Below are 14277 nucleotides of genomic sequence, written 5' to 3'. Positions count from 1 at the left end.
TGCCGCCTCATTCGCACCCCCTGCCGGCATCGTGTAGAATCCCCGGTTTGGGTGCGGACGTTGATACCAAGGAGTATTTCTTGTGAGGGCAATTGCTGCGTTATTGCTAATCATTCCGGGCGCGTATGCGGCCGCGGTGGACGATGTCGTCGAAATCCAGGGCAACTACACGTTGCTGCGGTTGGCTCCCGGCGCGGGCGGGTTCGTCGAACGGTTTGCGACGCTCGCAACCAAGCTCAATGCGGCGGGGGGAGAGGGCCTGCTGCAGGAAGGCTTCGGGGTAGGCAATTTCTACGTTCCCAACCGGCGTCTCAACGAGAAGCTCGAGGTCGTCGATACCGTCCAGGACCGCCCCGTGCTGCAGTATTCGTACGACTGCGACGGTCCGAACATCAAGGGGCTGCACGTTACGCGGACGGTCGAGCCCATCCCCAACGAAAGTTCCATCCGCGTCACATGGAAGATCGAACACAAGGGCCAAGAAGCGCAGTGGGTCGCCCCGTGGGTTCGCAACGATGTCACCCCCGGCGGCGCGTATGAGAAGACGGACCGCATCGACATCCCGTCTGTCGACGGCGTCGTCAATGCCCAGCGCAACCAATATTTTCTCGCGGCGCGCAATTGGGCCGCCGTGACCGATCCGCAATCGAAGGAATCGTTGTGCGGAGTCTTCAATGCCGATCAGGTCCATTCATTTCTCGCCGAGCGCAACGACGAAAAGTTGTTCGGGTCGTTTCAGACGGCGTTTGTGCCCAAATTGATGAAGCCGGGAGATACCTGGCAGACGGCGTATCGGGTGAACCTGATTACCGGTCTCACGCGGGTGGATTTCGCCACCGATGAGTTGGCCACACAAATCGAGTACCGCGACGGCAAACTGGAAGTCTACATTGCATCGACAAAACAAATTGCCGGTCTTCAGTTGAAGGGCAGTGTGCGCGCGGGAAACAAGCGCGTGTGGCACCTGCCGGAAAAGAAGTTCGACCTTGCGCCGGGGACCGTGATTCGGTGCTCGTACCCGTTGGAAGCGCCGGGCGCGGGGGCTTATGAATTCCTGGGCCGATTGTCCGCCGGCGGCAAGGACTACATGCTGGGCAAAGACACGGCTTCGCCCCACGGCGGCATCGACACGCAATTCGTCGTTGGCTCGCCCGCGGAAGGGGTATCGTTCGAACCGTGGTCCGACGCGCCGTTCGCGCTCAATCGGGGCAAGCGCACCTTGAAGCGCGCACTTGCCGCGCAGGGTCCCACCGCGGTCTGGTTTGAGAGCGCCCTCGAGAAGATCTTTCCCGACGATGAGGTGCAGCCTGCGGGCGCCGTGCAGCCTACGGCGCGTCTGATGGTGGCGCGTAACGAAAGCGAGTCGTTCCAGATCGTCGTGCGGCCCGCGAGCGACCGGCAGCTTTTCGACGTGAACGTGAATGTCGGCGCGCTGACCAACGATTCCACCGGCGACCGCATCGCCGAATCCAACGTGCGCGTGAGTACGGTTGCGTACTATCCCGTGCGCATCCCGTCACACTTTGAAGGGCCCACCGGCCTGTGGCCGGATGCCCTGCCGCCGTTCGAGCCGTTCGCGGTGAAAGGCGGCCAATGCCAACCGCTGTGGATTACCGTCCACATACCGTCCGGCACGCCCGCAGGCGAATACGTCGCGCCCATCGCTATCAGCGCGGCCGAATCCGATCCCATCGAGCTTTTTATGCGCGTTGAAGTGCTCGACTTCGACTTGCCGGTGACGCCTTCGTTGAAGACCGACTTCGGTTTCGATTCCGGCAACGCCGCGGGGTGGTGCAAAGCGCTCGGGTACACCGGTACTCCGCAGGCCTTGGATGACGCGTATCTCGACTTAGGGTTGGCGCATCGCGTGACGTTGCGCGAACTCGTGCAACTGCCCGCGGAAAGTCCCGACTATGCGGGAGCGCTCAAAGCCTATGCTCCCAAGCTTGCCTCGGCACTCAAAGCGGGCGCGAGCTCGGTGTCGGTGCCGCCGTCGCTGTTGGAACTGCCGGAACAACTCGCCCAGGCGAATGCGTTTGTCGCCAAGCAAGGGCTCAAGGGGAAGGCCTTCTGCCAGATTGCGGATGAGCCACTGCGGCCTGCATGGCCGCGCCTTGTCGAACGTATGACCCAGTGGAAAGCGGCAGCACCGGACATTCCGCTGGTTGTGACAACGTTTGGAACGTCGCCGTTGCTTCATGAGATCTGCAACATCTGGGCCGTTCACGTGCCGGTGTTTGACACGGTCAACAGCACGGTGCTTCTCGGCGAGATCGCGAAGGGCCGCGAGGCCTGGTGGTACGTCAATCAGACGCCGCCGCGCCCCTACGCCAACTTCTTCATCGATTTCGCGGCGATGGAGCATCGGATTCTGTTTTGGCAATCCTGGGTGCTGGGCATCAAAGGCATGCACTATTGGGCCGCCAACTATACCGAACAGGGCGAGAACCCGTGGTTCGATCAACTCGACGTTACGCCATGCAATGGAGACGGGTGTCTCATCTACCCCAGCCCCAAAGGTCCGGTGAGTTCCATTCGCCTGGCCACCATCCGCGACGGCATTGAGGACTACGACTACCTCGTGCTGTTTGCGAATCTGCTGGAAGCCGTGAAGAAGAAGGGCGGCAACGCGGCGCTCGTGGCGAAGGCCGAGAAGGAGAACAACTTCAAGACGCTCGTGCCCGACCTTGTGTCGTTCACGCGCGATCCCAATGTCCTTCTCGGCAAGCGAGAGGCCCTCGGGCACCTTATTGCGGAGCTGTCGCGCGCGGTGAAGTGACGCGCGAAACGGCCGCGCTGCTTTCGAACGAATGACCTCTTGACTCGGGCGTGCCGTACGCTATCGCCTTTCGCATTGTCCGCGGATGTGGAGGTTTGCGCGCGCGCTGGCTGCTGTCAACGGGCATTGTTTATACTTGGCGAGCAATCGGGCACAGCAACCTTCAAAGGATGTCACTACGCATGGCCAAGACCAACAAGGCTCCGCTTCGCAGTGAAGTAAAGGCAGAGGACACGTGGGACCTCTCGCCCCTGTTCAAGAACGATGACGCATGGCACAAGGCGTACGCCGAGTTCGAGAAGCGCATCGAGGGGTTTGCCGCCTTTCGTGGAAAGCTGGGGAAGTCCGCGAAGATGCTGCGGGCCTGCTACGATTTTGATGTGGACCTGGACAAGCTCGCGGAGCGTCTGTCGCAGTATGCATTCCTGAAGGCCTCGGAGGACGTGTCCAACAGCACCTACCAGGGCATGGTGCAGCAATATGTGTTCATGGCGACGCGAGCCAGCGAGGCGGCGAGTTTCATCGCGCCCGAGATCCAAGCCATTCCTGAGAAAACAATTCAAGCCTATCTCAACGATCCCGTGCTCAAAGACTTCCGTTTCAGCTTGGAAAAGCTGCTTCGTTATCGCAAGCACATTCTCTCCGAGAAAGAAGAGCGTTTGCTTGCCATGCAGGGCGAAGTGGCCGGCACGGCGGGCAAAGTCTTTGGCCAGTTGAACGATGCCGATCTGAAGTTCGGGGACGTGAAGGACGAACGAGGCAGGAAGACCGAACTGACGCAAGGCTCTTTTCGCAGCCTGCTCGAATCGCCCAAACGCGCCGTGCGCAAACAGGCTTTCCATCAGTTCTACAAGGAATACGGCGAGCACGCGAACACGCTCGCGGCAACGCTCAGTTCGTCCGTGCTGCAGGACATCTATCACGCGCGCGTCCGCAACTATCCCTCCGCGCTTGAGGCGTCTCTCTTCAGCGACAATGTGCCGGTGGCCGTTTACGACAGCCTTATTCAGGCGGTGCACGACCATCTCGACACCATGTACCGCTACTTCGAAGTCCGCCGAAAGGCGCTGAAGCTGGGGCAGATCCACGCCTACGACATTTTCGTCCCCATTGTGCAGACAAAGCGCGTGAACATTCCCTACGGCAACGCGGTATCGACGATTCTCGAATCGCTGGAGCCGCTGGGCGGAGAGTACTGCAAGGCGCTGGAGAAAGGTCTCAAGGGGCGCTGGGTCGACCGCTACGAGAACAAGGGAAAGCGCAGCGGCGCGTTCTCGTCGGGCGCTTACGTCGGGCCGCCGTATATCTTGATGAACTACCGCAATGACGTCATGGACAGCATGTTCACGCTGGCGCACGAAGCGGGGCATTCCATGCACACGTACTTCAGCGCGCGCAATCAGCCTTACCAGTATTACAACTACACCATCTTCGTTGCGGAAGTTGCATCGACATTCAATGAGCAACTGCTCGGCAAGTATCTTTTTGAGCGCGCGAAAGACAAACGCACGCGCGCCTTCCTCATCAACAAAGAGATTGACGAGATTCGCGGCACCATCATCCGGCAGACGATGTTCGCGGAGTACGAGAAAGTGATTCACGCCATCGCGGAGAGCGGCGAGCCCCTCACGCTTGAGCGCCTGCGCGCCGAATACGGCAAGTTGCTCGAACTCTACTTCGGGCCCAAGTTCACCCTTGACGAAGAGCTGTCGCTGGAGGGACTGCGCATACCGCACTTCTACAGCGCCTTCTACGTCTATAAGTATGCGACGGGACTGTCCGCAGCGATTGCCCTGTCGCAACGCGTGCTCAACGGCGGCAAGGCCGAGCGCGAAGCCTACCTGCGCTTTCTGTCGAGCGGCGGCTCGAAGTTCCCCCTGGATCTGCTGCGCGATGCCGGTGTGGATATGGAGAGTCCGGAGCCCGTCGCGACTGCGATGGCGCGGTTCAAGACGCTGGTCGACGAGTTGGCCGAGTTGGTCTAAGCCCAGGAAGGCGCAGCGCGGCCAGGTCGCGTGTTCCGCAGGCGTGCCTGAGACCGTGAGTCCATGTATGCTACTCTCATGTCAGAAGTAACCAGGGGAGGCACGGAATGACCACGCGTAATCGATTTGCAGCTTTGTTGGTGTGCGGGACGTTTCTGTTGGGTGCATCGCTGATTTGCATGCAGGGGCACGCACAACAAGCGCCTGCGGGAACAGTACATTTGTTCAACGGCAAGGATTTGTCGGGGTTCTACACGTTCATCAAGGATCGCGGTAAAGACACGGATCCCAAGAAAGTGTTCACGGTAACGGACGGAATTCTGCGTATATCGGGCGAAGAGCTCGGGTGCATCACCTCCAACGAGGAATTCGAGAACTACCGGTTGATCGCGGAATACAAGTGGGGCGAGAAGACGTGGGCGCCGCGTGTCGATAAAGCGCGGGACAGCGGCATTCTCCTGCATTCGATCGGCGCGGATGGCGCATACGGCGGCATCTGGATGAACTCGATCGAATGCCAGTTGATCGAGGGCGGCTCGGGCGACTTCATTGTGGTTGGCGACAACAGCGACACGTTCGCGATCACGAGCCACACCGCGCCAGAAAAGGTCGCTGACTGCTACGTGTATCAGCCCGGCGGAAAGCCGGCCACCATCAACGGCGGACGCATCAATTGGTTTGGCCGCGATCCGGGTTGGCAGGATGTGAAGAATTTCCGCGGCGCCAAGGACGTCGAGAAGCCCATCGGCGAATGGAACACGTACGAGTGCGTCGTCGAGGGCAACACAATCAAAGTACTCATTAACGGCGTCCTCGTGAACGAGTGCTACGACGTCAAGCCCTGCAAGGGCCGCATTCAAATTCAATCCGAGATGGCGGAGATCTTCTTCCGCCGCTTTGACATCGAGCCTTTGCCCAAGCACTAAAGGAAGTTGTTTGCGCAAAGAGGCCATGATTGGCATTGCCTGATCGCAACGGTAGATTGGCAATCGAGTTGCCTCAGGTCAAGGAGCGAAGCGCCGTGCTGATGCGCGCTTCGCAGAGGGGCTGCTTTTCCTTTGAGCAGAGAGGGGATTTAACAATGAATCGGCTTTTGTTGGTTGCACTGGCGATAACGTTTGCGGCGTCAACGTACGCGGGCGCGGGCGACGCTCCCGCCCGCTCGCTGTTCGTGTCCAGCCAAGGCAACGACGCGTGGAGCGGCGCTCTGCCGGCACCCAACGAGGCCAAGACCGACGGCCCCTTTGCCACGCTTGTGCGTGCGCGCGACGAGGTTCGCCGCATCAAGACAGAAGGCGCGGCACGCGGCAACATTGCGGTTGTCGTGAGGGGCGGAACCTACACGTTGGACGCACCGCTGTCGTTAACCGGCGAAGATTCGGGGAAGCCCGAGGCCCCCGTCATCTATATGGCGTTTCCCGGTGAAGACGTGCGGCTTTCGGGCGGCGTCGCGATAGACAATCTCGAGCGCGTCACCGACGAGACGACCCTGAGCCGCCTTGACGAACACGCGCGGGGTCACGTGTTTCGTGCAAACCTGAAAGATCGCGGCATTACCGATTTCGGACTTCCCGGCGCCGGCGTTGAGTTGTTCTTCCAAGACAACCCGATGACGTTGTCGCGCTGGCCCAATGAAGGCTTCGTGAACATCGTCGATATCGTCGTGGATGACGGCCATCAAATTCACGGCATCAAGGGAAGCAAGGTTGGTCAGTTCAAGTATGAAGGCGACCGCCCCACTCGATGGATCAACGAAAAGGATGCGTGGGTACACGGCTACTGGTTCTGGGACTGGTCCGAGCAACGTCACAAAGTCGCCTCGATAGACACGGCGAATTCCATCATCAGCGTTGCGGAACCGTACCACGGCTACGGCTATCGCAAGGGCCAGTGGTTCTATGCATTGAATCTGCTTTGCGAAATCGACATGCCCGGCGAGTGGTACATCGACCGCGAGGAAGGCGTCCTGTACTTCTGGCCGACCGACGATCCAGGCCGCGGCAAGGTCATTCTGTCGAATATCCCGAGTCTGTTCACGCTGCAAGACGTATCGCACGTTACCCTACAGGGCTTCACGCTGGAGGCCGCGCGAGACACGGCAATCACGATTGCAGGCGGCAGCGGTGTACACGTACGCGGCTGCACGATTCGCAACGTGGGCGGTTGGGGCGTCACGGCATCCGGCGAAGCACACTTGGTTTCGGGATGCGACATGTACCGCGTTGGCAAGGGCTGTGTGTCCCTGAGCGGTGGCGATCGCGCAAGCCTTACACCGGGTAAGCTCGCCGCGCGCGACAATCACCTCCACCACTACGGCCGCGTCAACCCGATTGGGAGCGCGGGCGTCAGCGTGTCCGGAGTGGGCAACATCGTCGCCAACAACCTCATTCACGACGCGCCGCACATGGGCATTTTCTTCTCCGGCAACGACCACTTGTTCGAATACAACGAACTCCATCACGTGTGCGAGGAATCGAACGACGCGGGGGCGATGTATGCGGGCCGCGATTGGACCATGCGCGGGCACATCATTCGATACAACTACTTCCACGACATCCGCGGCTTCCTCAACAAGGGCTGTGTCGGTGTTTACCTGGACGACATGTTTGCGTCCGCCACGATCTACGGCAACGTGTTTCACAAGGTGACGCGCGCCGCATTTATCGGCGGGGGACGCGACAACACGGTCGAGAACAACATTTTTGTGGACTGCGATCCTGCGCTGCATATCGATGCGCGCGCCATGAACTGGGCCGGTTATCATGCGGATGACTGGATTAAGGAAGCGGGAGAAAAGGGTACGATACTTGGCATCGACTACACCAAGCCGCCCTACAGCCGCCGCTATCCGCAACTTCCTTCCATTATCGACGACGAACCCAAAGCGCCGAAGGGCAACCGCATTGCGAGGAACATCTGCGTGGGCGGGAAGTGGGAAGAAATTGAAGAAATCGCCCGGCCCTATCTCGATATGGAAGGCAATATGGTGGACATCGATCCGAAGTTCGTCGATGCGGAGCGCCTCGACTTCCGGCTTCAGGACGATTCACCGGCGTACGAGAACGGCTTCGCGCCGATTCCGATGGATCGCATCGGTCCGTTCAATGGATCTCGCGCCAAGGACACGGCAGTCACTCAAGCGCGCGCCGCCCTTCCTGCCATCCCCGAACTGGGCGCGGAAGGCTGTTTCAGCGCATGGATGGGAATTGGGCGTTCCGCGCGTGCGGAGGGACACTACGCCGATGCGCGCAAAGCCTATCGCTCCGCGCTGGACGTCGAGGGCCTCGGAGCCAATCTGACGACCAACGCCCGCTTCGAATTGGCCGGCGCGTGCTTGGAGGCGGGAAACTGGCGTGAGGCGCGCAAGGCATATGAGACCATCGCGACCGACTCGCAGTTGCCCGTGCCGACCCGCGCGCTTGCGTGGTTGTCGGTCGCGAAGGACTGTGTGGCCAACGGCCAGTACGAGCGCGCACAAGAGGCCTGCGCGCGGGTTCTCTCTCTTCCGTCCCTTCCCCCGCACCTTCAGTGGGAAGCGGAATCGCGCGTGTCCGAGATTGTTCGACTCGAACAGGGGTTGCCCGCGCGCGATCCCGAAGCGAGCCGCGTGCGGATTCCCGCGCGCCCCGAACCCGGTCTGCAGTTGTACGTATCCCCGGCCGGAGCGGACGCGAACGCGGGCACGGCAGACGCGCCGTTCGCAACGCCGCAGCGTGCCGCGCAGGCAATTGCCGAACTGAAAGCAAAAGGTCCGTTGCCGGCGGGAGGCGTGACGGTCAATTTTCGGGAGGGCGTCTATTCCATTACGCAAAGCACCATTCTAGGGGCGGAGGTCTCGGGAGCGGAGAATGCGCCGGTAGTCTTTCGTTCGCATCCCAATGAACGCGCGGTCCTGTGCGGTGGCGCCGCCGTCAGCGGGTTCGCGGTGGTCAACGACGCCGCGGTGTTGGCGCGTCTTCCGGAGGAGGCGCGCGGCAAGGTGTGGGCTGCCGATCTCAAGGCGCAAGGCATCACGGACTATGGCGTACGCGCGCCGCGAGGTTTCGCAGAACCTTCCACGCCTCTTATCGAGCTGTACTTCAACGACACGCCGTTGACTCCCGCGCGTTGGCCCAACGAAGGGTTCGTACGCACGGGCGAGGTCGCCGACGCCGGCGACAAGGCCGCAGGACGTGGCGCGGTGTTTGCCTACAGCGGCGACCGGCCTTCGCGGTGGACGCAGGCGAAGGACATTTGGCTCTACGGCTATTGGTTCTACGACTGGGCCGACAACGCCATCGGCGTCGCGTCGATTGACGTCCAAAACCGTCAGATTCACACGCAAAGCGCCAGCAACTACGGCGTCAAAGCGGGCCAGGAGTATTACGCGTTCAACTTGTTGGAGGAAATCGACCGGCCCGGCGAGTGGTATCTGGACCGCGATGCGGGCGTGCTCTACGTTTATCCTCCTTCCGATCCCGCTCAGGCACGCGTGTTCTTGTCCATGCTGAACGAGCCGATGGTGCAGGTGAATGGCGCGTCGCACGTCGTTCTCGAAAATCTCACCTTGGAACTCGGACGCGGCGACGCGATACACGTATCGGGCGGCGACCACTGCCTCCTCGCGGGTTGCACGGTCCGCCGCTTCGCGAACGCTGCCGTCGTTATCGATGGCGGTGCCAATCACGGTGTCCTGAGTTGCGACCTGCACACGCTTGGACGCGGCGGTGTGGTCGTATCGGGAGGCGACCGCAAGACGCTGAGTCCCGGCGGTCACTTCATCGAGAACTGCGACGTACACGATTTCTCGCGCATCGACCGGACCTACACTCCCGCCGTATACATGCACGGCGTGGGCAATCGCATCGTTCACAACAAGTTCCACGACACGCCTTGCCACGCGATGCGTATCGAAGGCAACGACCACGTGATCGAGTTCAACGACGTGTTTGATGTCGTTCGAGAATCCGACGACCAAGGCGCGATCGACATGTTCTATAACTTCGGGTATCGCGGCAATGTGATCCGTTACAACCACTTCCACGATATCGGCAACGGCCGCGGCCCCTGCGGTCAGGCGGGGGTCCGGCTCGACGATGCCATCAGCGGCACCGTGATCTACGGGAACATCTTTGAGCGGTGTTCCGAGGGCCTCTTTGGCGGCGTGCAGATTCACGGCGGGAAAGACAACTGGGTCGACAACAACCTGTTCATCGAGTGCCGGTTTGGAGTCAGTCTTTCGGGATGGGGCGAGAAGCGCTGGAACGAGTTTCTGGATTCGGAGGGTGTCAAGAAGCTCCTCTACCAGGATGTGGACATTACCCAGCCGCCGTACGCGACCCGCTATCCCGAACTGGCGCGGCTGCGTGAGGGCGTCGACGTGAACCGCATTTGGCGGAACGTGCTGGTCGACTGTGGCCGTCTCCTGGAGCGCGATCGGGGAATACAGGAAACCATCGGCAATCAGATCCTGAACGAAGATCCAGGCTTCTTCGACCGGGAGGACGGCGATTTACGGCTGCGCCGGGATTCGCGCCTGCCGTCCGCGGGTGCATTTGTCCCCATTCCCGTTGAAGAAATCGGGCTGTACGGGGATGCGTATCGGGAGTCGGTCGTCTCCCCTCGGTGAGCGACGAATTGGCGGGGCATTCCACGAAATCGGATCGATGTGCTATTATTGTTATGCGTCCACATTGTGGCTTGCATAGGGGAACGCGGTGCCGGGGACTGGGGTAAGTAGCAATCGCTCCATCTTGAAAAGGGGAGCAGTGCTCTCGTCCTTGGAGTTGCGCGAGCTTCGTTCGGAACAGAACTGAGACTTTTGACTGGAAAGTATCTGTTGGCTGTTAAGGATGGTAGCGATTCCTGCGCCGGTGCGCGAATGGGTTCGCATCGGTGACCCTTGTTTTCCTTCCTTTTGAGCTGCCGGATTCTTCTCTAGTCCGCAATTTGTACCGGCGCGATTGAGCGCCAACGCAAATCGCTCGCGTGCAAGACTTTAAGGTTATGCCATGAGGATTCCTCGCGAACACACTTTGTTCATGGAGAACCGCCTTGTTCTTCGCCGTAAGTCTCGCATACGCACTGGTTACGAGAGACTTTCAAGTGTGTTTGCGAGAAATCCGGGCTAGTCTCCAGGCTGACATCGCACGCGCCTGGGGGTCGGAGGACTGTCATGGACGATTCCAGTCAGCGGGGTGAATCGCTCGCGGTCGGGAGGCCCGGTCAACAACAGCCCCCATCCGTCTCGAGCCGTTTGATTCCAGATGAACCTGAAGCCTCGTCAGCGCATTCGGGGCAGCCTGCGGCGATCGACACGGACGTTGACTTCTCCGAGATGTTCGACCTCGAGGAACTGCAGCGCATCCAGGATACGTTTGCCAGAGCGACCGGGGTAGCTTCGATTATCACCCACCCAGACGGCACTCCGATCACCAAACCCAGCAGTTTCTGCCGCCTGTGTATCGACATTATTCGCAATACCGAAAAGGGGCTGGCCAACTGTTTCTGCTCCGACGCCGTAATTGGACGCCACAATCCAAGCGGTCCCATTATTCAGCCTTGTCTGAGCGGCGGCCTGTGGGATGCGGGCGCCAGCATCACGGTGGGCGGCAAGCACGTGGCCAATTGGCTGATCGGCCAAGTCCGCAACGAGACGCAAGACGAAGAACGGATGTTGCAGTACGCCGACGAAATCGGCGCGGATAAGGAAGAGTTCCAAAAAGCGCTTGGGCAAGTGCCGGTGATGTCCAAGCAGCGGTTCGAGAATATCGCGCAGGTGTTGTTCCTGTTCGCGAACGAGTTGTCCACGCGAGCCTATCAGAACGTGCTTCAAGAGCGTTTCATTGAGGAGCGGAAGCGCACGGCAGAAGAGCGCCTGGAAATGGAGCGCCGTCTGCTTCACGCGCAGAAACTGGAGAGCCTCGGCCTGCTTGCCGGCGGCATAGCCCACGACTTCAACAATCTGCTTATGGCGATTCTCGGCAATCTCGATTTGGCGATGGAAGAACTCTCCCCCAATTCGCCGGTCGTTTCCAGCATTGAAGAGGCTGTCGTCGCCGCGCGGCGCGCCGTGCATCTCACGCAACAAATGCTTGCGTACTCCGGAAAAGGACGCTTCATTATCAAGGACCTCAACCTCAGCGAAGTGGTGGCGGAAATTGTGCACATGCTGCGCGCGTCCATCTCCAAGACTTCGACACTTTCGCTTCAGCTTGCCCGAAGGATCCCGGCGGTGCGCGCGGATGCGGGGCAGGTCCAGCAGGTCATCATGAACCTCATAACAAACGCTGCCGAGGCAATCGGGGAGGCTGGCGGCACGCTGACCATTTCGACGGGGGTAGAGGAGTGCGACGATGCGTACATGGCACAAAGCCGTATGGAATCGAAACCGCCGGCGGGCATGTATGTCTACGTTGAAGTAACGGACACCGGTTGTGGCATGGACGAGGAGACGCTGAAGAAACTGTTCGATCCGTTCTTTACAACGAAGTTCACGGGGCGTGGACTGGGTATGTCCGCGGTTCAAGGCATCATGAAAGGCCACGGAGGGGCCATCATGGTGGAGAGCGCTCCAGGCACGGGGACCTCCGTTCGCATTCTCTTTCCCGCGTCGCAGCCAGGCGCAGTAACGGAATCGCCGACACTGGGCGGGGCGGAGGCCGGGGCCGTCAGTCTGCCGCAGCCCGCGCAGAGTGGATTGATTCTCGTCGTGGACGATGAAGACGCCGTTCGCAATTTATGCGCGTCCATGCTTCGCAAACTCGGCTACAAGACTCTGCTCGCGGTAGACGGCGAAGAGGCCATCGCAATCTACCGGGAACACGCAGAACGTCTCGACTGCGTGCTGCTCGATCTCATGATGCCGAAGATGGGCGGAATGGCCACCTTGGAGGTACTTCTCCGGATCAAGTCCGATGTGCCCATCATCCTTTGCAGCGGGTATGACGAGCAGGAGATCACACAGCGCTACGCGGGGCAAGGACACGCCGGCTTCCTGCAGAAGCCTTTCCGGATGCCCTCGCTGCGCGACGAACTTGCGCGCGTCATCAAACCCAGGTCGGAAGACGCGTTCTAGAATTGGAGCCCTACGCCCAACGTTTGAGCGGGTGCGTCCGCTCCTTGAGCGGGATTGCCACACGGCCGCCGCCCTGAACGTACGATTCGAAGACCGCCTGCGTCATTTCCAGCGCGTCGCGGCCGTCTTGAATGCTGCACATCGGTGTCTTGTCGGTGCCGATGCACGCAATCACATCGTCGATAATCGGCAGATACCGCGTGAGTTTCTGTTCGCCGGGGGGCGGGGCCGGCATGCCGGGCAAAGGTTCCCACTTCAACTCCGTGCCACCCGGCGCCCAACTCGGATCCCGAAGGAGGAATACCTGCGCGTCAACGTTCATGCGAATCGTGATGATGCCCTGCGAACCGTAGATGTCCAGGCCCCAGCGTCCACCGCCGTCCTTATTCTTCATGCTGGAGAAGAAGCCGGGGACGCCTTGCGCGAACCCGAACGTCGCGCTGATCCGATTGCCGACAATGGGACCAAGCGGTTCTGTCGCTTCCGCGATGTTCTGCTTGGTCGCCGGCTTCCCGTTGAAGGTAATGTCCGCGGCGCACCACGACGGTTTGTCGAGCAAGTACTTCATCATATCGAACACATGGCAACCGAGAACAATGAGATCTTCGCCGCCGGCCCGGTTGTCTTCTTTGCCGCGCGCGCGCAATTCGAGCACGCTGCCGAGAATGCGGTCTTCGACGACAAGTTTACGGACATGCGCCATCAGCGCGGTGGCGCGGAAATTAAATCCGATGCCCCATTTCAGCTTCTTCGCGTCCATGGCCGCAATGATCTCGTCCGCCTCGGCCAGATCGACTGCCAGCGGCTTCTCGATGATCCCGTGACATCCGTGCTCGGCGCACGCAAGAAGATACTCCTTGTGTTTCGGCGTCTGACGCGGCCCCACGACGACCAAATCCGGCTTTTCCTTCTCCAGCATCTCGCGGTAGTCCGCGTACAACCGTGCCGCCTTCGCTTCCGCGCCATTCTTGGTGCGGCCCGCTTCATCCGGGTCGGCAAGCCCGACAACTTCGACGTTCTCGCGGAGGGCAAAGATTAGGTGCATGTCATGCCCGTAACCGCCGTTGTTCGTGTCGCCGATGATGCACGCTTTCAACTTCTTGGCAGGCTCCTGCGCGCGTGCCGAGAAGCTTGCCGCTACGGATGCCGCTGCAACGGACGTGATGAATTGACGACGGTTGATGCTCATGAGAATCTCCCTTCCGCGAGGAATGGTGGTGTTGTGACCGGTTGCGAGGTTGCATGATAGTCCCGGCAGAAACCTGGAGCAAGGCGAAAGTAACAGGGCAATCGCACCAAGAGTCGAGCAAAACACCGCATCATTTCATATCCTCGCAGGCGGGCATCTAACTTCCCCGCGAAAAGGCGTCCGAACCGTGAAGATGGACCCTCGATTTCGAGGGGAAGACAAAAATAGAGTGGCGCGGTCCGGAGAGCGTGCCACAACAAAGCTTAAG

At 60.1% G+C, this 14277-nt stretch carries 6 protein-coding genes; 5 read left to right on the top strand and 1 reads right to left on the bottom strand.

Annotated features, from left to right (window positions below):
* The first annotated feature begins 82 nt into the window (after positions 1–82).
* The 5 genes from K1Y02_19975 (at position 83) to K1Y02_19955 (ending at position 12820) form a co-directional block, all read left to right on the top strand.
* Positions 83–2779 (top strand): DUF4091 domain-containing protein, encoded by a 2697-nt coding sequence (locus tag K1Y02_19975; protein ID MBX7258650.1) that lies wholly within the window; start codon positions 83–85, stop codon positions 2777–2779.
* A gap of 182 nt (positions 2780–2961) precedes the next feature.
* A complete protein-coding gene (pepF, locus tag K1Y02_19970) occupies positions 2962–4764 on the top strand; it encodes an oligoendopeptidase F (protein ID MBX7258649.1) in 1803 nt (600 codons plus the stop codon).
* A 107-nt stretch (positions 4765–4871) separates the two neighbouring features.
* The gene (locus tag K1Y02_19965; GenBank protein MBX7258648.1) at positions 4872–5690 is read left to right on the top strand and encodes a DUF1080 domain-containing protein; all 819 of its coding nucleotides are present in this window, start codon (positions 4872–4874) and stop codon (positions 5688–5690) included.
* 155 nt (positions 5691–5845) lie between these two features.
* A complete protein-coding gene (locus K1Y02_19960; protein ID MBX7258647.1) occupies positions 5846–10372 on the top strand; it encodes a right-handed parallel beta-helix repeat-containing protein in 4527 nt (1508 codons plus the stop codon).
* A gap of 546 nt (positions 10373–10918) precedes the next feature.
* Positions 10919–12820, top strand: a complete 1902-nt coding sequence (locus K1Y02_19955) for a PocR ligand-binding domain-containing protein (protein MBX7258646.1) — start codon at positions 10919–10921, stop codon at positions 12818–12820.
* Positions 12821–12830: 10 nt separating this feature from the next.
* Here the strand turns inward: K1Y02_19955 and K1Y02_19950 are convergent, their stop codons facing one another.
* Positions 12831–14009 carry a Gfo/Idh/MocA family oxidoreductase gene (locus K1Y02_19950; protein ID MBX7258645.1) on the bottom strand — a complete coding sequence of 393 codons (1179 nt, stop codon included), beginning with the start codon at positions 14007–14009 and terminating at the stop codon, positions 12831–12833.
* Positions 14010–14277 lie beyond the last annotated feature (268 nt).

This window comes from Candidatus Hydrogenedentota bacterium (assembly GCA_019695095.1).
Classification (GTDB): domain Bacteria; phylum Hydrogenedentota; class Hydrogenedentia; order Hydrogenedentales; family SLHB01; genus JAIBAQ01.
Note: the sequence above shows the minus strand (reverse complement) of the source record. Positions and strands in the feature narration are given on the sequence as shown.